Genomic DNA, 21624 nt, shown 5'->3' on the forward strand with positions numbered 1-21624 from the left:
AAACAACCGGCCTTTAGTTAATCCTAAAGACCGGTTGTTTTCTTACTTTGGCTGATGCTTATCTACATAGGTTTGCAAGTTGCGGTCAGCTTTAATAAGCCCGTACCAAAAGACCCCCATTAAAACGAGGTAACAACCCGTTCCAAGTAAACCCACTAAGGTGAACTTACCGTCAACAACTGCCCAATATAACAGCCCCATCACCACTAAGTTGCCTAACAACCTCAGCTTATTAGGCTTTTTAGCAGGTGGGTTATACTTACTAGTGGGCTTAACATTTAATAAGCCCGCGTCGCCTGCCTTAAGCTGAATCCCTGTTTGGAAAACGATGCAGTTCAGTAAGACTAAGATGAGGTATCCTCCCCAAGCGACCTGTGGCCAAATTACTAAACAAGGTATAGTCAGTCCGGTAATCACTAAGTTACCCAGCTCAGTTTTAACACTGGCTTTTACCATGAGGTCCGTGAGATAGTTAGCCTCAAACTCATCTAACCGGCTGGGTAGCCCAAACATCTTCTTGGCAGTCTTGTTCCTAAAGGTCCTTGTAAACTGCCAAGCTGGTCGGCCCGCTTGCAAGCGCCGGTAGCGCCAGGACACCACTGACCTCAAAGCTAGAATCAATCCCAAGTTGATGCCGACTGCAGCTAGACTTAATCCAGCTAGCCAGTTAGGCTTCAGTCCCGCTAGCGCCATTGTTCCTAACAATAAGAGGGGTAACAGTTGAAGATAGCATAGGTAGCTATCGGTAATGTAGTTTTTAACCTCCGCCTCAAAAAATTCATCCAAGGGTGGCTTAATTCCATAAGACTTAAAAATTGTTAGCATCATCTTTCCCCACCTTCCAAAATAAGGTATTTAAATCCGTCTCAAGTGCCTCTGCCAACCGAATACATAAATCCAAACTAGGATTATAGCGTCCATTTTCTATCATACTTAAAGTTTGGCGGGCGATGCCGACCTGGTAAGCCAGGCTTGCTTGCGAATAGCCCCGCTTTAGCCGGTAGTCCTTAACCCTACTGTTCATAGTTCCTCACTTCGATGTCAATTATATTTTACATACTTAGTTTACCGTAAACTCATATTTATGTCAACTATATGTGACAAGGTTGTTGTTTATATTCCCCTTAGCATAACTCTATATTATGATTTACATAAAATTTTCTTTATAAAAAATAAAAATTGCCTACCCTAAGCCCCAAGCTTGGCGATTGTTGCGCACAACCTATTTTCCCGATGATTGCAAAGGGTTTCAAAGCGTGCTAAGTTAAAGTTGCAAATACTATGCTGAGATTGGAATATGAAGGTGAGAGTATGCAAACATTAGCTATGGCTAAACATGCAGGTAAATTTATTATTACCAAGATTCAAGGCGAAAAGGCCCTCAGTCGGCGCTTGAGCGAAATCGGAATGACCCGGGGCAAAATTATTACCGTCCTTAGTGGTAATCAAGCTGACAGTGGCTTGGTGATTATTTTTCAAGGGCAAAAACTAGCACTTAATGCCTCCATGGCTGCCTGTATCTACGTCGCTTCAGTTAGCGACCCAGCCCAGGCAACCTTGACTTCTTTGGCCAAGGTTAAACTTCATACTCCCTGCCTCGTAGCCAAAATCACCGGGGACAAGGCCGTCAGACAGCGGTTGATGGATATGGGCCTAACTAGAAATACCCTGGTTACCATTGACAAGGTAGCCCCACTAGGCGATCCACTCGAATTAAACCTACGGGGCTATAAACTTAGCATCAGAAACTTTGAGGCCCAATCAATCCTAGTCCAAGAGGTGGATATCTCATGACGACCATTGCATTAGCGGGTAACCCCAATTGTGGTAAGACCACCCTTTTTAACCACCTAACCGGTTCAAGCCAATACGTGGGGAATTGGCCCGGGGTTACCGTCGAAAAAAAAGAGGGGGTCTTAAAAAAGGAACCAGACATTATGTTAGTTGATTTGCCAGGAATTTATTCCCTGTCACCTTATACCTTAGAGGAAGTCGTAGCCCGTAAGTACCTACTTGACCAACGCCCCGATAAGGTAATCGATATCGTCGATAGCACTAACATTGAACGCAACCTTTACTTGAGCCTGCAACTCCTAGAAACTGGTCTACCAACTATTATTTGCCTAAATATGTTGGACTTACTGACTAAGAGTGGCAAAAAAATCAACCTCCAAAAGTTGTCCTACTTACTGCAGGTCCCGGTCGTAGCCATCAGCGCCCTTAAAAAAGATCACCTGCCCGACCTCCTCAAGGAGATTAAGGCCACACCTAAGGCATACAGTTACCCACGCTACGATGAACGGCTCGAATCCGCTTTAAGCATGATTGAGGACTTGCTTACAGACGAGCTAGCGGCTAACGAACGACGTTTTTACGCCATCAAACTCTTTGAACAAGACGAAGTCATCCAGACCCAGCTAGCCTTAAGTCAAGCTAAGCAAGCAGAACTGGCCCAAATTATCGCTACCGCTGAAAAACTATTTGCTGAACCTAGTGATAGCATCATGGTCAACGCCCGCTACGACTTGATTGCCAAGATTGTCTCGATGTGCGTTATTAATCCGGACGACCTCAAGTTAAGCCTCAGCGATAAGATTGACCTTGTTGTTACCAACCGCTTTTTAGCCCTCCCCATCTTTGCTTTAGTTATGTGGGCCGTCTACTACCTCTCCATCCAAACGGTGGGCACAATTGGTTCCGACTGGATTAACGACCAACTCTTCGGTAACTACCTGCCGCACTTGGCAGCTAGCCTCATGACTGCTTTGCACGTGGCCCCCTTCATGAAGAGTTTAGTTTTAGACGGGATTATCGCCGGGGTTGGTTCCGTCTTAGGCTTTGTGCCCCAAATCATGATGCTCTTCTTTTGCTTAGGCCTACTGGAAGACTGTGGCTACATGGCCCGGATTGCCTTTGTAATGGACCGGATTTTCCGGCGTTTCAACCTTTCGGGGAAGTCCTTTATTCCCATGCTAATTTCAACCGGTTGTGGGGTGCCGGGGATCATGGCTACCCGGACCATCGAAGCCGAAGCGGACCGGAAAATGACTATTATGCTCACCACCTTCATGCCCTGTTCGGCCAAACTAACCGTCATCGCTTTGATTGCAGGGACCTTTTTCACCGGCCAATCCTGGGTAGCTCCTTCGGCTTACTTCTTAGGCATGTTAGCCGTTGTTTGTTCGGGGATTTTCTTAAAGAAAACCAAGCTGTTTGCCGGCGACCCCGCTCCCTTCATCATGGAATTACCAGCTTACCACTTGCCCCTGCTAAGAAACACCCTGCGCTACGTTTATAGCCGCAGCGTGGCCTTCGTCCATAAGGCTGGGACCTTAATTTTTATATCCTGCGTGGTAATCTGGTTTTTGTCATCCTTTAACTGGAAGCTGCAACTAGTTACCAACCAAGAAGACAGCCTCTTGCACTACCTGGGCTTAGCATTGGCACCATTCTTTGCCCCACTAGGCTTTGGGGACTGGCGGGCCAGCGTGGCTGTCATTGCTGGCCTAGTTGCTAAGGAGAACTGTATTGACACCTTAAGAATCGCCTTTGGTTCGGCCACTAACCAAGCTTTTACTAAGGACTTATTAGCTAGTTACAGCTCCCTAGCTGCCTATTGCTTTTTAGCCTTCAACCTGCTGTGTGCCCCTTGCTTTGCCGCCATTGGGACCATGTACAAGGAATTTGGCGACGTTAAGTGGACCTTGCGGGCGATTGGCTATCAGACCGGCTTTGCCTACCTAGTAGCGCTTTTGATTAACCAATGGGGCCTTGTCGCTAGTGGTCATTACAGCTGGTTTAACTTGCTGCTAGCTAGCCTTGCAACGGGGCTAGCCATTTGGGCACTAGTTTTTAAAAAAGGCGACTTAAAAAATCAGCACGAACTATCACAGGGAGGGATTTAAATGTTAGCAACCATTATCCTAGCCATTCTCATCTTTGGCTACACCGGCTACGTCATCTATAAGCGCTTTATCAAAAAGGGGGCCTCTTCTTGCCAGGACTGCCAAGAAGTTGGTTGTCCCCTAGTTGATCCCGCTAAGCTTAAGCGTAACCTCAAATAATTACTAATTTGGACTAGCCAAGGGGTTAGTCCATTTTTTAGATCTCAAAAGTGTATCAATACAATTTCCAGCAAATTTTCCTTTCTGTCTTGATTACAAAACGATTAGAGTTATAATCTATTTTAAATAAGAATTGATTGGAAGTGTTTTTTATGCAAAATGACTCTTTACACAAATTAACTCTCGCCGCCCTTTTTAGTGCACTCGACTACATCTTAGCCCTCTTTCAATTTCGGATTCCTTCCCCGGTCGGTCACCCCTTCGTCGACCTCGGCTTTAACTTCGTTGCCTTAGGGGTACTCTTTTTAGGCTACAAGTATGGCCTTCTTAGTGGGGCTGTCGGCTTATTAGTCTTTGACCTTTTGAACGGTTACGCTAACCACGCCTATTTAACCGTGATGGAGGTCAGCTTGCTAACGACTGGGACCTACCTTGCTTGGATTCTCTTGAAAAAAACGTCAGCTTACCAGCAATCATTACCTTAGGGGTAGTTAGTGGTTTATTGAAGATGGGGACCGGTTATTTACGCTACCTAATCGAGGCCCTCGTAGATGCGGGCTTACCCCTACCTAAGGCGGCAGTTACTGCCCTAGCAGCCTTTCCGGCCGATTTTGCTACCGGGGTATCCATGTTTATTGTCATCCCCCTCTTCTTTTTAGCCCTAAATAAGGTCAGCCACCAGTTACACTGGAACTGGTACCAACAATACCAATAGTTTACTTAACAAGGCCACTAGTTAGCCTTATAATTAGGGTAGAACAAATCCTAAGGGGGCTTTTTTATGTACGAATCTAAAACGGTCTTAGAAGAGGAATTTACTAGCTTAGCGGACTTATCTGCTTTCTTAGATAAAGAAGAAGTAGCCCGCACGGATGTCATTAACATTCAAAAGTTAAGAGCGAGCTACTTGCTCATTTATTGGGGCTAGCTAGTAATAACCGCCGTTACCTAAAAGTGGTAGCGGCGGTTATTTTTAGCCAAAATTAGCTTGACAGAAGCAACTGAATTTTTTAAGCTAATTTATAATTTTTAATTCAAGGAAGTGAACGTATGGATGCCAACCTCGATCGGAAAACGGCCCTAAAAGACGTCTTGCCAACTGCCTTTGGCTACGTGGGAATCGGCCTTGCCTTTGGAATTGTCGGTAAAGCTAGCGGTCTGTCCGTCCTTGAACTCGGGTTAATGTCTCTCATCGCTTATGGCGGGTCCGCCCAGTTCATCATGGTCAGCATGATGCTGGCTCATAGTCCGATCCTCTCCATTGTTTTAGCGGCCTTTTTAGTCAACGCCCGCATGATTTTGATGAGTTTTACCACCGCCCCTTACTTTAAAGCAGACAGCCTCTTAAAAAATATTTTAGTCGGTTCCCTGTTGACCGACGAAAGCTTTGCCCTAGCGATGAACAAGCTAAATGTTACTAAGGGGCAGCTTAGTTTTGCCTGGTTTGATACGGTTAATTGGTTTGCTTATTTTACCTGGTTTTTTGCCACAATTGCCGGGGCCTTGCTGGGTAATTTTATCACGAACCCCGCAAAACTCGGGGTTGATTTCGCCCTGGTAGCGATGTTTATCGGCCTGTTATACCTGCAACTCATTTCTGATAAGAGCTTGGCCTTTAACCTCCAGCTAAGCGTGATTGTGTTAACCTTGGGCTTGGTCTTTGTCGGAATGATTTTTATTCCAACTAAATTTTTAGTGCTAGTAGTCACTTTGATTACGTGCCTGTTAGGGATGGTGATTAAACATGTCTACTTCTAGCTACGTTTTACTAACCATCTTGTTAGCCGGTTTTTGCATGTGGTTAGCTAAAGTCTTGCCATTTTTACTGCTAAAAAAGTTCACCTTACCTAAGTGTGCCTTAGAGTACCTAAGCTTTGTTCCGCTTACTATCATGTCGGCCTTATGGTTTAGTCAACTATTTGAACAACATTTAGGCCACCTACCTAGCCTTAACTGGGAAAACTTACTAGCCTCACTCCCAACCTTACTAGCCGCTATTTTTTCAAAGGACTTATTAGTGACCGTAATTGTCGGCATTATTAGCCTGGCCTGCTTACGCTTTGGCTTTTTCTAAGACTAGCATTAAAATAAATTAAATTTAATTATAAAAAAGACTTGCCAAATGAAAAAAGTTAGGCTAAAATAATGTCAACGTTAAACGAGAACATAAATTAAAGACCAGAAAAAAGCCCAGTAGCTGAAGTTATTTGTCCAGTGAGTCGTTAGTAGTGAGAAAACGATCAACCCTAGCTTCAGTGAATAACCCTTTTTTAGTCGCTGACCGAACGGTTGCTAGTAGGCTCAGACGTGACCACAACGTTACCTGTGGCTGAGTGTGATTGCACTTGGAAATTAAAGAGGTCTAAGCCTTAGGCGCTTAGACAACTTGGGTGGTACCGCGGAAAGAAGCCTTTCGTCCCTTGTGATTAGGGGATGAAAGGCTTTTTATTTTCTCCTCAAATCTAAAAGTAAAGGATGAAAATTATGTGTGGATTTGTTGCTGTTGATAAATTAGACTACGATGTTAAAGAGTTCGAAGATATTTTGCAAACTGACTGTCACCGGGGCCCGGATATGACTTGGGTTAGTGATTTTGGGACGACTAAATTTGGTTTCAACCGCCTATCAATCATGGACTTAAGCGCCGACGGGATGCAACCTTTCAAGGCACTTGATTGCATGCTCGTATGTAACGGGGAAATTTACAACTACCAAGAGTTAGAAAAGCTCACCCCTGATTTTACTTACCAATCTACTAGCGACTGCGAGGTCTTAATCCCACTTTACCGCAAGTATGGCTTAGACGTCATGTGCAAACTGCTCGACGCTGAATTCGCCCTCGTTTTACATGACCAAGTTAGCGGAAAGGTCTTGGCTGCTAGGGACCCCATCGGAATTCGCCCTATGTTTTATGGTTACGTTAAGGGCAGTGGTGAAATTGCCTTTGCTTCCACAGCTAAGAGTTTGGTTAAGTTCTGTGATCAAGTAATGCCTTTCCCACCAGGCCACTACTACGACGGGCATAAGTTTGTTTGCTACCATGATGCTTCCTTTAGTCCTAAGATAATCAGCCCTAGCCTAGACGAAGCTACCAAGGAAATCCATGACCGCCTAGTAGCCGGGGTTAAGAAGCGCCTCCACGCCGACGCTCCCGTTGGTTACCTTCTTTCCGGGGGATTGGACTCCTCACTAGTCTGCTCCATTGCCACTAAACTGTTACCGGATAAAAAGTTGCCAACCTTTGCGATTGGAATGGACCGCAACCCTATCGACTTGAAGTACGCTCGAGAAGTGGCTGACTACTTAGGAACAGACCACACCGAATTTATCATGACAAGAGAAGACGTCTTAGGTGCCTTGCGGGAAGTGATTTATGCCCTGGAAACTTGGGACATCACCACTATTCGGGCCTCAATTGGGATGTACTTACTTTGCAAGAAGATTCATGAAACAACCGACTTAAAGGTCCTCTTAACCGGCGAATGTTCCGATGAGCTATTTGGCTACAAGTACACTGACTATGCCCCTAGTCCAGCCGAATTCCAGGCTGAATCCCAAAAGCGGATTAAGGAACTTTACATGTATGACGTGTTACGGGCCGACCGTTGCATCTCCTCTAACTCACTCGAAGGCCGGGTACCATTTGCTGACTTAGACTTCGTCAACTACGTAATGTCACTCGACCCACAAATGAAGATGAACATCTACGGTAAGGGTAAGTACCTTCTCCGCAAAGCCTTTGCTGACCAAGACTACTTGCCAGATGATATCTTAATGAGAGAAAAGGCCGCCTTTTCTGACGCCGTTGGTCACTCATTAGTTGATGACTTAAAAGAATACGCCGAAGAAAAATACAGCGACCAAGACCTAAAGGACGCTCAAGTAAAATACGATTACCACGCACCATTCACCAAGGAATCACTCCTTTATCGTGACATCTTTGAAGAATTCTTCCCTGGACAAGCCCAATGGATTAAGGATTACTGGATGCCTAACAAGACTTGGGAAGCACTTAAAGACGTCGATGATCCAAGTGCCCGCGTGCTTAAAAACTACGGTGACAGCGGTAAATAATTGCTAAAAATTTTAAGGGTCCCTAAGAAACCACTTAGCGTTTCTTAGGGACCCTTTATTTTTAGTAGGTATTTATTAATAGTACTAGAAAGTGTGGGGTGTATATGTTCAAAGATCAACGTAAATAATCGGCGGCAGAATTTTGCCCATAAAAAAAACAAGACGTAGATTTTCAGCCACATCTTGTTTTTTTATTTAAAAATATTTTTTACTTAAGCCGGCCGTTAGTTTTTGCACCTTAACCAAACTGCCCCTAATCGCGTAGCGGTCGACCCCTTGGTCATCGCAGGTTATCAAGGTAATTAATTTTTGGTTGGCAACGTCATCAATCCACTCGACGGCATACTTGGAGATAATCTGTTTATCAGTTATCTTGTAGGTGTACAACTTCTTGCCATCGGTTAAATAGATTCTTTCACCCGGCTTAGACCTTACAATCGGCGAGAATAATAGTTTAGGGTCGTTCATATGGTGCCCTGCTAGCGCATAGTTGCCTTGACCCATTTGTTGATCCGGCTTCATTGTCCCAGCTCCCCGGTAGAGACTCGCATCGGAGATACCATAATAAATTGGCAACTTTAAAGCCACCGCGGGGATGGCAATCTTGCCAATCATCCCTTGACTCTTATTGAGGGTATTTTTTAAGGTTTTTGCCGAGTCAATCGACTTCACCTGCTTAAAATCAAAGCTGGTTTCCTTAGTTTTCTTGGGCTTAGTAATCTTAGCCTTTAACTCCGTCTGAGTCGCATGGTTAATCATTAGGTTTTGGATGGGCCGATTAAAGATTAAGACCAAACCCACAACTAACAAACAAATCCCTAAAATTAGGGAGGCTTTTTGACGCCATTTCATAATAATCCCCCCAAAGTCTATTCAACAAATTCGAAGGTGAAATCGCCAATCCGAACAAGGTCGCCATTCTTAGCGCCCCGTTCCCGCAAGGCATCGTCGACACCCATTCCCCGTAATTGACGGGCAAAGCGCATCATACTTTCATCATGTTCTAAGTTAGTCATCTTAAAGAGTTTTTCTAGCTTAGCCCCACCGAGAATCCAAGTTGCGTCGGCATCACGGCTAATTGTAAATGGTGCCTCTGCCTCATCAGCCTCAAACTTATAGTAACCGGCCTGCTTGAGTTCTTTTTCGGCCACCGTTTCAAACTTAGGTGTTTGTGCCAATAAGTCAGCTGTTCTTAGCATTAACGCCTCAAGGCCTTGGTGAGTTAAAGAAGAAATCTCCATTACTTCCGGTTGCTTAGCTAGGGTGTGGTCGTTAGCTAGTTGTTCTTTAAATCTAACCAAGTTTTCACTAGCATCCGGCATGTCCATCTTACTTGCCACCACAATCTGAGGCCGCTCTAAGATACTTGGGTCGTAAGATTTCAACTCAGCGTTAATCTTGAGGTAATCTTCATAAGGGTCACGCCCTTCCATCCCCGACATATCAACTAAGTGCAAGATGACCCGCGTCCGTTCAACGTGTCTTAAAAATTGGATTCCTAGCCCAACTCCGGCCGAAGCCCCTTCAATTAAGCCGGGTAAGTCGGCCATAACAAAGTCACGGCTATCATCTAACCTAACCATCCCTAAGTTAGGAACCAAGGTGGTAAAGTGATACTCAGCAATCTTAGGCTTAGCACTGGTTACCACCGACAAGAGGGTCGATTTTCCTACGGATGGGAAGCCGACCAACCCTACGTCAGCTAAAACCTTTAATTCTAGCTTCAAATTCCGTTCGATTCCTGGTTCTCCATTTTCGGCAATTTCTGGGGCAGGATTCTTAGCGCTGGCAAAGTGGATGTTCCCGCGACCACCACGGCCCCCCTTTGCTACTACCAGTTCTTGACCGGCTTCAACTAAGTCGCCTAAAATTTCCCCAGTATCCGCGTCGCTAACTGTGGTTCCTTCGGGCACGGCAATATAGGTATCCTCTGCCCCCCGGCCGTACATGCCTTTAATCATGCCGTTTTGGCCAGACTTAGCCTTAAAAATCCGGTGATACCTGAAATCCATCAAGGTTCTAAGCCCTTGATCAACTTTTAGGATGACACTACCACCCTTACCACCGTCACCACCGGCTGGGCCCCCGTTAGGAACATATTTTTCGCGCCGGAAGGCAACCATGCCGTCGCCACCTTTACCGGCTTTAACTTTAATTTTAACTTGATCTACAAACATTTACTTTTCCTTTCTTACCGTAATTTGCTTACCGCCTTTAAATATAACATTTTGCCTACCTAAGGTCAAAGTTAGTCCTAATCTTGCCCCTTAAGGGAAAGTTTGATTGTTTGTGCTACCGTAGCTGAAATCCCCAGTGCGGTTAACTCTTCTAGCGGCGCGTCCGCAATTTTCTTTAACGAACTATACTTTCTTAATAACTTAATTCTCGTCTTAGGGCCTACCCCCGCAATCCGTTCTAGGCGCGAGGCCAGTGAGTTTTTCGACCGAACTTGGCGGTGGAAACTAATCGCAAAGCGGTGGACCTCATCTTGGATTCGTTGCAGGAGGTAGAAGCCTTCACTCTTGGGGTCTAAGCCAATTTTTTGATAGGTCATCGTCATTAAGTCCGCCGTCTTGTGCTTGTCATTTTTAACCATCCCGGCAACAGGAATTGCCAGGCCCAGTTGATTTTGTAAGACGTCTTGGGCCGCCTCAATTTGAATCTCAGCCCCATCCATTAAGATTAAATCAGGCAACGGTTGCTTTTCCTTTAGGAGCCGGCTATAGCGACGGAAGATCACTTCCCTGGTACTAGCCGCTTCGTCGGCGTGACTAACCGTTTTCAGCTTATACTTCCGGTAGTCATTTTTAGATGGCCGGCCGTCAATAAAACAGACCATAGCCGAAACAATGTCGGTTCCCTGAATATGTGAGTGGTCAAAGGCCTCAATCTTATGCCCCTTAGGCAGACCGAGTGCACTTGTAATTTGGTCCATCGCCCCGGTGGTTTTACGTTCATCTAACTCTAGGAGCCGGAACTTTTCTTCTAGGACTAGGCGGGCGTTTTTTTCAGCCAACTCTAATAATTCCCGTTTAGCCCCCCGCTTAGGCGTCCTGATTGGGACCTGCAAAATTTCTCTTAAAACGTCTTTATCTAGGTCGCTTGCAACTAAGATTTCCTTAGGTAGGAGGCGATTTTTTTGATTGTAAAATTGCAAGATAAAGGAGGCCATCTCCGCTTGGGGGGTATCAATACATGGGAACAAGCGCTTTTCTCGCTTCATCAAGCGCGCCTGGCGGATAGAAAAGACCTGAATTGACAGCCAGCCCCGGTCCATGTAATAGGCAAATAGATCCCGGGGGGTATTGTCGTTTGAAATAATCTTTTGCTTTTCAACCGTAACCTCGATATAGTGGATCTGATCTCTTAGTTCAGCCGCCCGTTCAAATTCAAGGTTAGTGGCTGCCTGCTCCATTTTCTTAGTTAAGTCCCGCTTGATACCCAAAACGTTTCCATTTAAAAAGGACTTAATCTTTTTAATCTGCGCCTGATACTCACTGGCCGGCACTTCTTTAAAACAAGCACCTAAACACTGACCCATATGGTAGTAAAGGCAGGGCCGCTTTTGATAGCCATTGCAGCGCCTTAGCGGGTAGACCTTTTGCAAGAGTTGCATTGTTTCGGTGGCCGCATAAACGTTAGGATAAGGACCAAAGTAATAGGCCCCATCTTTTTTAACCTGACTAACAATCTTTAGCTGGGGATCTTTTTCGTTAGTAATCTTAATGTAAGGATAACCCGTCCCCTGTTTTAACTTGATATTGTAGTAGGGTTTATGCTTTTGAATTAGCGTTATTTCCAACAAGAAAGCCTCTTTGTCAGTCGAGGTCACAATCGTTTCAAAATCGCGAATCTCTGAGACCAAGCGTGCCGTCTTACCTTCATGCGAACTCTTGAAGTAAGAACGGACCCGATTTTTAAGATTCTTGGCTTTACCAACGTAAATAATCCGACTATTTAAGTCCTTCATAAGGTAACAACCTGGCAAATCCGGTAATAATTTTAACTTATTTTCGATGTGTTGTGTCGCCACAGCTCATCCTTCCTTTACTTAAAAGTTACTTACAATTATTATAGCATAGCCCTTTCAATCCCTATGGTTATTTAGCTCAAAAAAAGAGGTGCCAGCCCTAACAGCTAGCACCTCTAATTAGTAAGGCGTTTTGATTAACCCTTAACTTGTGACATAACTTCTTCTACGAAGTTGTCTTCTTTCTTTTCGATACCTTCACCAACTTCGTAACGTACGAATGACTTAACCTTGCCACCCTTAGAAGCTACGAATTTAGCAACAGTTTGGTCTGGATCCTTAACGAATTCTTGGTCGTCCAAGGCGATTTCAGCTAAGAACTTGTTTAAGCGACCTTCAACCATCTTTTCGATAATCTTTTCTGGCTTACCTTCGTTCTTAGCTTCTTCAGTAAGCACTTCACGTTCGTGAGCCAATTCTTCGGCAGGAACTTGGTCACGGTTAACGTACTTAGGATTGATAGCTGCTACGTGCATTGCAACGTCCTTAGCAGTTGCTTCATCAGCGCCTTCAACTACAACTAAAGAAGCAATCTTACCACCCATGTGTAAGTATGCACCAAAGTTTTCGTTGTCAGCCTTTTCTACTAATTCAAAGCGACGTAAAGTAATCTTTTCACCGATAACTTGAGTTGCTTCGATGATTTCATCGTTAACAGTCCCTTTGTCTGTGCTAATCTTCAAAGCAGCTTCTACGTCAGCTGGCTTGTTTTCTGCTACCAATGTAGCTAAACGCTTAACTAATGCCTTGAATTGGTCGTTTTGTGCCACGAAGTCAGTTTCAGCGTTAACTTCAACGATTGCAGCTACGTTGCCCTTAACTTCAACGTCAGCTAAACCTTCGGCGGCAATCCGGTCGCTCTTCTTAGCAGCCTTAGCCATCCCTTTTTCACGTAAGAAGTCGATTGCTTTTTCCATGTCGCCTTCAGTAGCAACTAAAGCCTTCTTAGCGTCCATCATACCAACGCCAGTTTTGTCACGTAATTCTTTTACTTGAGCAGCAGTAATCTTTGCCATAACCCAAATAGCCTCCCTTTGGAATGTATTTATTTAAAAAAGGCTGTCGTACGACCAAGGCTCAAATGCCCAACTCCTGCGACAGCCTAAGTTTATAAACTATTCAGCATCTTTGCTATCGTTGTTACCTTCAACGGCTTCTACGATATCTTCGATTGATTCAACCTTTTCGTCTGCACTATCAGCAAATGTTTCTTCGTTAACAGGTGCTTCATCTTCACCTTGGTTACCTTCGATAACAGCATCTGCCATCTTAGCAGTAATCAAACGAACGGCACGGATAGCATCGTCGTTAGATGGAATCTTAACGTCGATTTCATCTGGGTCAGCGTTTGTATCGACCATAGCAACGATAGGAATGTTCAACTTTTGAGCTTCCTTAACAGCAATCCGTTCCTTACGTGGGTCCACGATGAATAATACATCTGGAATCCGTGGCATGTCTTCGATACCACCAAGGAATTTTTCAAGCCGGTCACGTTGCTTCATTAATAAAGCAACTTCCTTCTTAGGAAGACGGTCAAATGTGCCATCTTCTTGCATTGCCTTGATTTCCTTTAAGCGCTTAATCCGCTTTTGGATTGTGTTCCAGTTAGTTAAAGTACCACCTAACCAACGGTGGTTAACGTAGTATTGACCTGCACGCTTTGCTTCTTCAGCAATTGCGTCTTGAGCTTGCTTCTTTGTACCAACGAATAAAACAACGCCATCATCAGCAGCTGCATTCTTAACAAAGTCGTAAGCATCGTCAATCAACTTCACAGTCTTTTGTAAGTCGATAATGTAGATACCGTTACGTTCTGTGAAGATGTACTTCTTCATCTTAGGGTTCCAACGACGTGTTTGGTGACCAAAGTGGACACCAGCTTCAAGTAATTGTTTCATGGTAATAACTGCCATTACAATTTACCTCCAAAATAGTTTTATTTTCCTCCCCCATGTTCAACGAGCAAAAGACTTAGTAACCTAAGCACCCCTTTGGTCATCGCATGAGGTGTGAATTGGTACCGGTTAAGGCACCTGTAACATAATACACTAAAGTTTTAAAAAATGCAAATTTTTTTTAAGCATTCACGACAGTCGAAGCTTGACCTGTTTCTAAGACAGACTTAGCACTATCTAAGGCGATTTCAACCATGTTTCGAACCGCTGTTTCTGTGTAAAAGGCGATATGGGGAGTAACCAAGGCATTGTCTAGGCTGATTAATTCCTTGAAGGTTTCATCAGTTAAAGCTTGGTTACGCAAATCATGGTTAAAGATTGGGGTTTCCGCTTCGTAAGTATCTAAAGCCGCCCCGGCTACCTTGCCTGATTTTAAGGCTGCAATTAAGGCTTTCGTATCAATCAAGCTTCCCCGAGCAGTGTTTACCAAGTAAACTCCGTCTTTCATTTGGGCCAACGCTTCTTGACCAATAATGTGCTTATCTTGGTCAGTAGCTGGCATGTGCAAACTAATTGCATCCGCCTTAGCAAATAGTTCTTCTAAACTGTCAACGTACAAGCCTGCCGCCTCTAATTCAGGGTTGTGGTAAGGGTCAAAGGCAACTACCTTAGCCCCGAAACCTTGCACGATTTGGATGAAGGCCCGGCCAATCCGGCCAGTTCCTACTACCCCAACTGTCATAGACCGTAATTCTTTACTGATGTATGGGGCCCAACGATAATCTTGTTCGGCAAACTTACGCCGGTAAGTTCTAGTTTGTCGTAACATTTGCATTAATTGGGTAACAGCAAATTCAGCAATTGCGTTAGGTGAGTAAGCTGGCACGTTAGTAACAGTTACTCCTTTTTGGCTTGCAGCTGCTAAGTCGATGTTATCAACACCCACGTTACGGATGGAAAGATCCTTTACCCCATATTCTTGCATCTTGGCAAATAAGCCCAAAGGGTAAGTCCCCGTTTGTAAGCCAATCACAGCATCATAGCCCTTGATTGTATCTAGGTTATCTTCACTGATTTCTTCTGAGTGTAAATCAACCTTGACATTATTTACTTGGGCCCACTTTTCAAAGTAAGGTCTCTCGTCATCACGTACACTGAATGCGATAAAATTCATTATTAAAATCCTCCAAACTTACAATTTATCATTGTTATTATACGGTGTGTTGGAAATTAAATTAAATCTTCTTCAACATTTTTAGTTTAGCACGCTTTTTATAACTAAGTCTATTTTAAGCGCTTTTTTAATTAAATATTTAAAGTATCTTAGGTGAAGTCCTTAAGCCCATGTGCCTTAAGGTAGGCCTCTTTTTGGCGGCGACTTTGGTGTTTAAAGGCGTACTCTGCTTGCAAGGCCGCCCTTTTGGTTTCAAATTCTTCGTAGTGAATTAACTTAACAGGCAGATGACTTTTCGTGTACTTGGCTCCCTTGCCTTGCTGGTGCTTCTTGAGTCGTGCCCAAACGTCGGTCGTAAAGCCGCCATAAAAACTCTTATCTCCACATAAAAGCACGTAAAAATAATACCTACCCTTTTCCATACAAAATCTCCTTAATGAGTGGTTGGTAGTTTCCCTCTTGATCATAGACTGTTAGGGGTTCACAAAAACGTAACCCCCCGTCTTTTCCGTCCTTAATAGCCTCAATCAAAACCATATTGGCCTCTCGTCCGGCTTTAGGGTAGACAAATTGGACTCGCTTAGGCGCTAACCGCTCGGCCCTTAAAACATCCATTATCTCTAAAAACCGGTCAGGCCGGTGAACTAGGTAAAAGCGGCCACCCATCTTTAACAAACCACTAGTCATAGCCACCACCTCTTTTAAAGTCGTCGTAATCTCATGGCGGGCTAACATTAAGTGTTGGTTGGGATTTTTCTTACTGGTCGGTAAGTCGGCAAAGTAAGGTGGATTACAAGTAACTGTATCCACACTATCTTTAGCCAGGTAGTCGTTTGTTTGCTTTAAATCAATATTATAAACAGTCACCTGATCATCCAAGTGATTTAGCTTGACGCTTCTTTGGGCCATATCCGCTAGCCGAGGCTGGATTTCAACCAGGTTAATCTGGGCCTTGGTCTTTGCGGTCAAAAATAACCCCACCGCCCCATTACCGGCACAGAGGTCTACAATCCTACCATTAGCTTTCGTATAGGGCTTAGTAAAGTGGGCTAGTAAAACCGCATCTAGTGAAAAAGAAAACACCTCCGGGCTTTGAATAATCTTAATATCATTTGCATATAATTCGTCTACACGTTCATTTGCTTGCACTAAATTCTTATCCATTTTTTACCTCTACTTGCAACTTAGCATAAAATTTTGCATACTATAACAGTACCAAACCTCAAGAAAGGAGTGAAGTTTTTGTTTTATTCATTTATTCGGGCGCTTGTCCGCGTCATTGTCTTCATAATCAATGGCAATACCCACTATCTCAATAAAGATAAGCTACCCAAGGGTAACTATATCCTGGTCGGTCCCCACCGGACTTGGTATGACCCCATTTTCTTTGCACTTGCAGCCGCCCCTAAGAAGTTTTCGTTCATGGCTAAGGAGGAGCTTTTTAGCAACCCCTTCTTGCGTTATATTCTAGTGCACGCCAATGCTTTTCCAGTTAACCGGGCCAATCCTGGTCCCTCGGTCATCAAAACCCCGGTAAAGTGGCTACGCAAGCGGGATCTCTCTTTAATCATGTTTCCCTCTGGAACAAGGCACTCCCAAGAGCTCAAGGGCGGAGCGGTCTTGATTGCTAAGATGGCTGGCGTCCCTATTGTACCGGCTGTCTACCAGGGACCACTTACTTTCAAGGGGCTCTTAGCTCGCAAGAAAGTTACCATTGCCTTTGGTGACCCAATTACTATCGAGCGAAAACAAAAGCTAACTGATGAATACCAAGAACAGGTTATCGCCCAGATGAACCAAGCCTTTAACAACTTGGACCAGGCAATCAATCCTGATTTTGTCTACATCGATCAAACAACTAAAAAGAACTAATTTTAACTCCAGGTATAAACTTATACTTGGAGTTTTTGTATAAGAAAAAGGCTAGTCAAGGTTTAAATGTCTAACCTTAACCTAGCCCTTAACAAGCAAATTCTTATTTTTTTCCGTAATTTGACTTCATTGCAGTCATCATTTGATGCAATTTCTTTTCAGATGGTTTTTGACCCATTTGTAGCATCATTGATTTAATCATTTGTTCGTTAATTGGTGGATTCTTCTTTAGGTAATCTTCCATGTATTTGCGGGCAGCAAAAAATCCTGCCACAAACCCACCAACTAAAGCGATAATCACAATCAAGACCCATACGCCAGTTGACATAAGCTTCGCCCCTTTCTTAGTCTCAATATTCAGTTTACACAATTCCTAAAAAAAAATAAAGACTTCCCATTAAATTATCTTTAATCGTCTCGTAAACCTTTTTTCCGTTGGATTTCTTTGACCTTTTCAGGGGTGACTTCCTTGCCATCCTTGTCATAAACTTGCAGCATTTCAATGTGGCTCCGGAAATTTTCCCGAAACATTGCTAGGTAAGTTTCACGTAAACTTTGTTGTTCTATCTTTTCGTCTTCACTTAAACCCGTTGTCTTCTTTTTCTTAGCTAAAAAGTTAATTCGGTCGATTAACTCTTGGGGAATCCCCTTATTTTCCATAATCTATTTCACCTCTCAAAAGACTCATTACTAAAAATAATAACTGATAGTAATTTAAAAAACAAGCCATTTCAACGAACGCTCGTTTGAAAGTCCTGTTAAGCTATGTTATAATATAGGCAATAATAAATAATCGAGGTGATTATCGTGTCAAGAATTTCAGAAAAACGCCAACGGGCAATCTTACAATATATTTATGAGTTCATTAACGAAAAAGCGTACCCTCCAACTGTTCGTGAAATTTGCAAAGCGGTTGAACTGTCCTCAACCTCTACCGTTCACGGTTACTTGGATACTTTGACTAAAAATGGCTATATCGCCCGCGACTTAACTAAACCACGGGCAATGGAAATCACCCCTAGCGGGTTAGAATTTCTCGGAATTTCCCCGCATGAAGGCTTTATTCCCATGGTGGGAACAGTTACGGCCGGTTCACCTATCCTAGCTGAACAAGAAACGTCTGACTACTTCCCATTGCCACCTTCATTCGAAACTTCTGCGGACTTATTTATGCTAACCATTCGGGGCGAAAGTATGATTAACGCCGGAATTTTAAATGGCGACCAAGTTATTGTGCGTCAACAAGCTAGCGCAGATAACGGAGATATTGTCATTGCAATGACTGAAGAAAATGAAGCGACTTGCAAACGATTCTTCAAAGAAGACGGTCACTTCCGGCTTCAACCCGAAAATGACACCATGGCTCCAATTATTTTAGATAATGTTACGATTTTAGGAAAAGTAGTTGGCCTTTACCGTAACTTCATTTAACTACCTAAAAAGCATCCTAACTGCAAACTCTTGCAGTTAGGATGCTTTTTTAGTGCGCTTGCTGATCTTGCTTAATTTTAGTGGCAAGTGCCAGCAACTCCTGGGCATGTTCCAATGTCAACGGGGTAATTTCAGAACCGGACAGCATCCGTGCTAATTCTGTTACCCTTTGCTGTGGTTCAAGCATAGTTAATTGGGTTTCGGTCCGCCCCCCCTTAATGTGCTTCGCAATAAAATAGTGATGATCTGAAATAGCCGCTACCTGTGGAAGGTGACTGATGCAAAGCACCTGCGAATTTCGGGCAATTTGGCTGATTTTTTCGGCGATGGCCTGGGCTACCCGGCCACTAACCCCGGTATCAACTTCGTCAAAGATAATCGAGGTTACCCCTTGCTTTTGAGCGAAAATCGTCTTCAAAGCCAACATAATCCGGGACAACTCCCCACCGGAAGCAATTTTAGCTAACGGTCCCATTGCTTCACCAAGGTTGGTTTGAATATAAAATTCCACCCGCTCTGCCCCATTTTCGGTTAGTTCATCCACGGGGAAAAACTTCACCTTAAAAACGGCCTTATCCATATAAAGGGCGCTTAGTTGCTGCTTAACCGCACCTTCTAGGACCTGAGCACTTTGCTTGCGCTTTGCACTCAGCTTTTGGGCTAAGGAAAGTGCCGCCTGGTAGGCAGCTTCAACCGCAGCCTCTTGCTTAGAAGCATCTATTTCCGTTGCCTGCATCTCGCTTAACTCAGCCCTGATTTTTTCATAATAGTCTAAAATCTGCGCTACCGAATCCCCGTACTTGCGCTTTAGCTGGTGAATAAGTTCCAACCGTTGTTCAATTTGATTGAGGCGGTCTTCGTCCCACTCCATTTGATCGAGCTGATTAGAAATATCCCGACTAACATCTTGCAAACTATAAAATGCGTCGGCCACTTTTTCAGAAATTTGTTCTAATTCTGGGCTTAGGTTGGCTATCTTATCAAGTTCTGACATGGCGTTACCTAAATTACCAACCACATCCAGGTTTTCGCCCGTTAATATCTGATAGCCGGTTTCTAAAGCAGTATTAATCGTTTGAAAATTATCTAACTTATTCTTTTCCTCTAACAACTGCTCCTCTTCGTTAGCCTGCAAAGCGGCCGCTTCGATTTCTTGCACCTGAAATTCAAGCATATCTAACCTTTGTGCCCAAGCTTTTTCGTCCGCTTCCCGTTTAGCTAGGGCAGCCTTTAGTTGACGGTAGTCTTGGTATTTAGCCAGGTAATCCTTATGCAAGGCTTGCAGCTTAGAATCGAATTCATCTAGCAATTTAATGTGGGTTTCGGGGTGCATCAATTCTTGATGCTCATTTTGACCATGAATATCAATTAAAGTTTCTCCGACCCGTCTTAAGGAACTCAAATTAACCAGGTGACCATTAATCCGACAGGTGTTGCGCCCACTTTGATAAAGGTCCCGTTCCAAAATTAAAACTTCATCCGGCTCAATTCCTAGTTCAGCTAAAATTTTAAAGGTCTTCGCATCTTTAGGTAAGACAAACTGCCCTTGAATCATGGCCTTATTGGCACCTAAGCGCACAAACTCGACCGACGCTCTCCCACCAGCTAACAAGCCTAAAGCATCGATGATAATCGACTTACCAGCCCCTGTTTCCCCGGTTAGGACCGTCATTTGGGGCCGAAAGTCAATATCCAGTTTATCAATAATGGCAAAATCTCTAATCGTTAATTCCTGTAACATGTAATCATCCTTCTACTTTTAATTACCCTTCTTAGCTAAATCCAAGATAATTTCATGCATTTCTTCGGCCGCTTTTGCGGAGTAAGCAAAAATCATTACCGTATTATCATCGCCCATCGTCGCAAACACCTGCTCATATTTCATTTGTTCAATCAAACTAGCTAGGATGGGCCCATTTCCTGGCAAGACCTTAATCAAACACAAGTCGCGGTGACAATTTGAAAAGACGTAGGTATCACTGATTAACTTGGCCAACTTCTTCTTGGTATTCATCTTCTTTTCTGTAGGCACACTATAGACGTATTCACCATTAAGGGTTGGTAACTTGATTAACTGCATATCCTTGACATCGCGTGAAATCGTCGCCTGAGTCACCCAAACGCCCTGCTGCTCAAGTAGCTTTACCAAATCCTCCTGGCGATAAACATTATTATCCTGCAAAATCTGCCTAATCAATTTTTGGCGTTCCTGTTTTCTCATAAATTCCATCCCCCCTCATTATCGACTAGCCAATCACTAGTGCTTATCTTTTAAGGTTTGGTGTGCCTGCTTAACCACCTTATCCGGTGTTTCGGTTAGTAAGATTTGCCCTGGCTTTTCACTTTTAACCAGGTGAATTAAAAATTCAATATTTCCTTGTCCCCCAGTAATTGGTGAAAAGTCTAACCCCACCACATCATAGCATTCGCTAACTGCTAGGCGAATAATATCTTCAATTACTTCAAGGTGCACCCGTTCGTCGCGGACGATACCATGCTTACCTACTTTTTCCTTGCCAGCCTCAAATTGGGGCTTAATTAGGGCGATTACATCGCCGCCGGTTTTCAAAATCGTATGTAAGTTAGGTAAAATCAAGTGCAAAGAGATAAAGGAAACGTCAATGGTTGCAAAATCGGGCTGGCCACTAGTGAAATCGGCCAGCTGTGAGTAACGGAAGTTAGTGTTTTCCATTACTACGACCCGCTCATCTTGGCGTAACTTCCATGCAAGTTGGTTAGTCCCTACATCCAAGGCATAGGATAACCGTGCTCCCTTTTGAAGGGCCACGTCGGTAAACCCCCCCGTGGACGAACCGATATCTAAAACCGTCTTATTTCTAATGGGAGCTTTAAAAACCTTTAAAGCCTTCTCTAACTTTAAGCCCCCCCGACTAACATAAGGCATCTTGGTTCCTTTAAAGTGGAGCTTAGTTTCAACATCAATTTTCATGCCGGGCTTATCTAGGCGCTCCTCATTTTCACCCAAAATCTCACCAGCCATCACAGCTCGTTTGGCTTGCTCGCGCGTGGCGAATAACCCTTGCTGCACTAATAATACGTCTACTCTTTCTTTTTTCATTA

The 21624-nt window shown here is 43.8% G+C and carries 26 protein-coding genes and 1 other annotated feature; of the genes, 11 read left to right on the top strand and 15 right to left on the bottom strand.

Annotated features, from left to right (window positions below; genetic code table 11):
• Positions 1 to 42: 42 nt before the first annotated feature.
• Both N4597_RS06545 and N4597_RS06550 read right to left on the bottom strand, forming a co-directional pair.
• A complete protein-coding gene (locus N4597_RS06545; RefSeq protein ID WP_202021977.1) occupies positions 43 to 828 on the bottom strand; it encodes a hypothetical protein in 786 nt (261 codons plus the stop codon).
• Complete coding sequence (locus tag N4597_RS06550) at positions 809 to 1024, bottom strand: helix-turn-helix transcriptional regulator (protein WP_056976887.1); 216 nt, start codon at positions 1022 to 1024, stop codon at positions 809 to 811. The genes N4597_RS06545 and N4597_RS06550 overlap by 20 nt, the downstream gene beginning before the upstream one ends.
• Positions 1025 to 1311: 287 nt before the next feature.
• Here N4597_RS06550 and N4597_RS06555 point away from each other — a divergent pair, with 287 nt between their 5' ends.
• The 9 genes from N4597_RS06555 to asnB all read left to right on the top strand — a co-directional run bounded on the left by N4597_RS06555 (position 1312) and on the right by asnB (position 8138).
• The gene (locus N4597_RS06555) at positions 1312 to 1794 is read left to right on the top strand and encodes a FeoA family protein (RefSeq protein ID WP_167588610.1); all 483 of its coding nucleotides are present in this window, start codon (positions 1312 to 1314) and stop codon (positions 1792 to 1794) included.
• Positions 1791 to 3905, top strand: coding sequence for a ferrous iron transport protein B (gene feoB, locus N4597_RS06560; RefSeq protein ID WP_260903003.1), 2115 nt, complete (start codon positions 1791 to 1793; stop codon positions 3903 to 3905). The genes N4597_RS06555 and feoB overlap by 4 nt, the downstream gene beginning before the upstream one ends.
• Entirely contained in the window at positions 3906 to 4064 is a 159-nt protein-coding gene (locus N4597_RS06565; RefSeq protein ID WP_082174247.1) for a FeoB-associated Cys-rich membrane protein, read from the top strand.
• A gap of 152 nt (positions 4065 to 4216) precedes the next feature.
• On the top strand, positions 4217 to 4549 hold the full coding sequence (locus N4597_RS06570; protein WP_260903006.1) for an ECF transporter S component: 333 nt from the start codon (positions 4217 to 4219) through the stop codon (positions 4547 to 4549).
• Complete coding sequence (locus N4597_RS06575; RefSeq protein ID WP_260903008.1) at positions 4501 to 4779, top strand: hypothetical protein; 279 nt, start codon at positions 4501 to 4503, stop codon at positions 4777 to 4779. Before N4597_RS06570 ends, N4597_RS06575 begins: the two co-directional genes overlap by 49 nt.
• Positions 4780 to 4845: 66 nt before the next feature.
• Positions 4846 to 4992 carry a hypothetical protein gene (locus N4597_RS06580; RefSeq protein WP_192944509.1) on the top strand — a complete coding sequence of 49 codons (147 nt, stop codon included), beginning with the start codon at positions 4846 to 4848 and terminating at the stop codon, positions 4990 to 4992.
• Positions 4993 to 5114: 122 nt separating this feature from the next.
• Positions 5115 to 5822 carry an AzlC family ABC transporter permease gene (locus tag N4597_RS06585; RefSeq protein WP_204783944.1) on the top strand — a complete coding sequence of 236 codons (708 nt, stop codon included), beginning with the start codon at positions 5115 to 5117 and terminating at the stop codon, positions 5820 to 5822.
• A complete protein-coding gene (locus N4597_RS06590; protein WP_192944510.1) occupies positions 5809 to 6138 on the top strand; it encodes an AzlD domain-containing protein in 330 nt (109 codons plus the stop codon). Before N4597_RS06585 ends, N4597_RS06590 begins: the two co-directional genes overlap by 14 nt.
• A gap of 97 nt (positions 6139 to 6235) precedes the next feature.
• Positions 6236 to 6488: a binding site (T-box leader), on the top strand.
• Positions 6489 to 6548: 60 nt separating this feature from the next.
• Positions 6549 to 8138 carry an asparagine synthase B gene (gene asnB, locus N4597_RS06595; protein ID WP_167589490.1) on the top strand — a complete coding sequence of 530 codons (1590 nt, stop codon included), beginning with the start codon at positions 6549 to 6551 and terminating at the stop codon, positions 8136 to 8138.
• Positions 8139 to 8333: 195 nt separating this feature from the next.
• On the opposite strand, the gene N4597_RS06600 is transcribed toward asnB, so the two are convergent.
• The 8 genes from N4597_RS06600 to N4597_RS06635 all read right to left on the bottom strand — a co-directional run bounded on the left by N4597_RS06600 (position 8334) and on the right by N4597_RS06635 (position 16404).
• On the bottom strand, positions 8334 to 8990 hold the full coding sequence (locus N4597_RS06600) for a class A sortase (protein ID WP_260903018.1): 657 nt from the start codon (positions 8988 to 8990) through the stop codon (positions 8334 to 8336).
• A gap of 17 nt (positions 8991 to 9007) precedes the next feature.
• Positions 9008 to 10315: a GTPase ObgE gene (obgE, locus tag N4597_RS06605; RefSeq protein ID WP_260903019.1), complete on the bottom strand. Its 1308-nt coding sequence runs from the start codon at positions 10313 to 10315 to the stop codon at positions 9008 to 9010.
• Positions 10316 to 10392: 77 nt separating this feature from the next.
• Positions 10393 to 12171, bottom strand: a complete 1779-nt coding sequence (uvrC, locus tag N4597_RS06610; RefSeq protein ID WP_089144332.1) for an excinuclease ABC subunit UvrC — start codon at positions 12169 to 12171, stop codon at positions 10393 to 10395.
• A gap of 134 nt (positions 12172 to 12305) precedes the next feature.
• Positions 12306 to 13184 carry a translation elongation factor Ts gene (tsf, locus tag N4597_RS06615; RefSeq protein ID WP_050612418.1) on the bottom strand — a complete coding sequence of 293 codons (879 nt, stop codon included), beginning with the start codon at positions 13182 to 13184 and terminating at the stop codon, positions 12306 to 12308.
• A gap of 99 nt (positions 13185 to 13283) precedes the next feature.
• The gene (gene rpsB / locus N4597_RS06620) at positions 13284 to 14084 is read right to left on the bottom strand and encodes a 30S ribosomal protein S2 (protein WP_050612419.1); all 801 of its coding nucleotides are present in this window, start codon (positions 14082 to 14084) and stop codon (positions 13284 to 13286) included.
• Between the two features lie 163 nt (positions 14085 to 14247).
• Positions 14248 to 15240, bottom strand: a complete 993-nt coding sequence (locus N4597_RS06625) for a D-2-hydroxyacid dehydrogenase (RefSeq protein ID WP_260903023.1) — start codon at positions 15238 to 15240, stop codon at positions 14248 to 14250.
• A 149-nt stretch (positions 15241 to 15389) separates the two neighbouring features.
• Positions 15390 to 15662, bottom strand: coding sequence for a GIY-YIG nuclease family protein (locus tag N4597_RS06630; protein WP_050612421.1), 273 nt, complete (start codon positions 15660 to 15662; stop codon positions 15390 to 15392).
• Positions 15649 to 16404, bottom strand: coding sequence for a tRNA1(Val) (adenine(37)-N6)-methyltransferase (locus N4597_RS06635; RefSeq protein ID WP_202021973.1), 756 nt, complete (start codon positions 16402 to 16404; stop codon positions 15649 to 15651). Before N4597_RS06635 ends, N4597_RS06630 begins: the two co-directional genes overlap by 14 nt.
• Before the next feature lie 78 nt (positions 16405 to 16482).
• Between N4597_RS06635 and N4597_RS06640 the strand changes: the two genes are divergently transcribed.
• Positions 16483 to 17112, top strand: a complete 630-nt coding sequence (locus tag N4597_RS06640; protein ID WP_089144335.1) for a lysophospholipid acyltransferase family protein — start codon at positions 16483 to 16485, stop codon at positions 17110 to 17112.
• Between the two features lie 103 nt (positions 17113 to 17215).
• Here N4597_RS06640 and N4597_RS06645 read toward each other — a convergent pair whose 3' ends face one another.
• A complete protein-coding gene (locus tag N4597_RS06645; protein WP_050612424.1) occupies positions 17216 to 17440 on the bottom strand; it encodes a YneF family protein in 225 nt (74 codons plus the stop codon).
• Between the two features lie 80 nt (positions 17441 to 17520).
• Positions 17521 to 17772, bottom strand: a complete 252-nt coding sequence (locus N4597_RS06650) for a DUF896 domain-containing protein (protein ID WP_050612425.1) — start codon at positions 17770 to 17772, stop codon at positions 17521 to 17523.
• A gap of 147 nt (positions 17773 to 17919) precedes the next feature.
• Here N4597_RS06650 and lexA point away from each other — a divergent pair, with 147 nt between their 5' ends.
• The gene (gene lexA, locus N4597_RS06655; protein WP_050612426.1) at positions 17920 to 18543 is read left to right on the top strand and encodes a transcriptional repressor LexA; all 624 of its coding nucleotides are present in this window, start codon (positions 17920 to 17922) and stop codon (positions 18541 to 18543) included.
• A gap of 49 nt (positions 18544 to 18592) precedes the next feature.
• On the opposite strand, the gene recN is transcribed toward lexA, so the two are convergent.
• Genes recN through N4597_RS06670 form a run of 3 tightly spaced genes read right to left on the bottom strand, consistent with a single transcriptional unit; the run spans position 18593 to position 21622 of the window.
• The gene (recN, locus tag N4597_RS06660) at positions 18593 to 20284 is read right to left on the bottom strand and encodes a DNA repair protein RecN (RefSeq protein ID WP_260903026.1); all 1692 of its coding nucleotides are present in this window, start codon (positions 20282 to 20284) and stop codon (positions 18593 to 18595) included.
• 18 nt (positions 20285 to 20302) lie between these two features.
• Positions 20303 to 20764, bottom strand: coding sequence for an arginine repressor (locus tag N4597_RS06665; protein WP_056976873.1), 462 nt, complete (start codon positions 20762 to 20764; stop codon positions 20303 to 20305).
• A 36-nt stretch (positions 20765 to 20800) separates the two neighbouring features.
• A complete protein-coding gene (locus tag N4597_RS06670; protein WP_089144339.1) occupies positions 20801 to 21622 on the bottom strand; it encodes a TlyA family RNA methyltransferase in 822 nt (273 codons plus the stop codon).
• Between the last annotated feature and the right edge of the window lie 2 nt (positions 21623 to 21624).

This window comes from Ligilactobacillus agilis, from assembly GCF_025311475.1.
Taxonomy (GTDB): domain Bacteria; phylum Bacillota; class Bacilli; order Lactobacillales; family Lactobacillaceae; genus Ligilactobacillus; species Ligilactobacillus agilis.

What these genes read in the sequence shown, in the direction of transcription:
- N4597_RS06670 (WP_089144339.1), bottom strand. Translation starts at nt 21,622, where the DNA reads ATGAAAAAAGAAAGAGTAGACGTATTATTAGTGCAGCAAGGGTTATTC.
- feoB (WP_260903003.1), top strand. Translation starts at nt 1,791, where the DNA reads ATGACGACCATTGCATTAGCGGGTAACCCCAATTGTGGTAAGACCACC.
- N4597_RS06580 (WP_192944509.1), top strand. Translation starts at nt 4,846, where the DNA reads ATGTACGAATCTAAAACGGTCTTAGAAGAGGAATTTACTAGCTTAGCG.
- N4597_RS06570 (WP_260903006.1), top strand. Translation starts at nt 4,217, where the DNA reads ATGCAAAATGACTCTTTACACAAATTAACTCTCGCCGCCCTTTTTAGT.
- tsf (WP_050612418.1), bottom strand. Translation starts at nt 13,184, where the DNA reads ATGGCAAAGATTACTGCTGCTCAAGTAAAAGAATTACGTGACAAAACT.
- N4597_RS06650 (WP_050612425.1), bottom strand. Translation starts at nt 17,772, where the DNA reads ATGGAAAATAAGGGGATTCCCCAAGAGTTAATCGACCGAATTAACTTT.
- N4597_RS06565 (WP_082174247.1), top strand. Translation starts at nt 3,906, where the DNA reads ATGTTAGCAACCATTATCCTAGCCATTCTCATCTTTGGCTACACCGGC.
- asnB (WP_167589490.1), top strand. Translation starts at nt 6,549, where the DNA reads ATGTGTGGATTTGTTGCTGTTGATAAATTAGACTACGATGTTAAAGAG.
- N4597_RS06545 (WP_202021977.1), bottom strand. Translation starts at nt 828, where the DNA reads ATGATGCTAACAATTTTTAAGTCTTATGGAATTAAGCCACCCTTGGAT.
- N4597_RS06625 (WP_260903023.1), bottom strand. Translation starts at nt 15,240, where the DNA reads ATGAATTTTATCGCATTCAGTGTACGTGATGACGAGAGACCTTACTTT.
- N4597_RS06635 (WP_202021973.1), bottom strand. Translation starts at nt 16,404, where the DNA reads ATGGATAAGAATTTAGTGCAAGCAAATGAACGTGTAGACGAATTATAT.
- N4597_RS06630 (WP_050612421.1), bottom strand. Translation starts at nt 15,662, where the DNA reads ATGGAAAAGGGTAGGTATTATTTTTACGTGCTTTTATGTGGAGATAAG.
- N4597_RS06585 (WP_204783944.1), top strand. Translation starts at nt 5,115, where the DNA reads ATGGATGCCAACCTCGATCGGAAAACGGCCCTAAAAGACGTCTTGCCA.
- N4597_RS06590 (WP_192944510.1), top strand. Translation starts at nt 5,809, where the DNA reads ATGTCTACTTCTAGCTACGTTTTACTAACCATCTTGTTAGCCGGTTTT.
- N4597_RS06550 (WP_056976887.1), bottom strand. Translation starts at nt 1,024, where the DNA reads ATGAACAGTAGGGTTAAGGACTACCGGCTAAAGCGGGGCTATTCGCAA.
- N4597_RS06555 (WP_167588610.1), top strand. Translation starts at nt 1,312, where the DNA reads ATGCAAACATTAGCTATGGCTAAACATGCAGGTAAATTTATTATTACC.
- obgE (WP_260903019.1), bottom strand. Translation starts at nt 10,315, where the DNA reads ATGTTTGTAGATCAAGTTAAAATTAAAGTTAAAGCCGGTAAAGGTGGC.
- N4597_RS06665 (WP_056976873.1), bottom strand. Translation starts at nt 20,764, where the DNA reads ATGAGAAAACAGGAACGCCAAAAATTGATTAGGCAGATTTTGCAGGAT.
- N4597_RS06600 (WP_260903018.1), bottom strand. Translation starts at nt 8,990, where the DNA reads ATGAAATGGCGTCAAAAAGCCTCCCTAATTTTAGGGATTTGTTTGTTA.
- N4597_RS06645 (WP_050612424.1), bottom strand. Translation starts at nt 17,440, where the DNA reads ATGTCAACTGGCGTATGGGTCTTGATTGTGATTATCGCTTTAGTTGGT.
- rpsB (WP_050612419.1), bottom strand. Translation starts at nt 14,084, where the DNA reads ATGGCAGTTATTACCATGAAACAATTACTTGAAGCTGGTGTCCACTTT.
- recN (WP_260903026.1), bottom strand. Translation starts at nt 20,284, where the DNA reads ATGTTACAGGAATTAACGATTAGAGATTTTGCCATTATTGATAAACTG.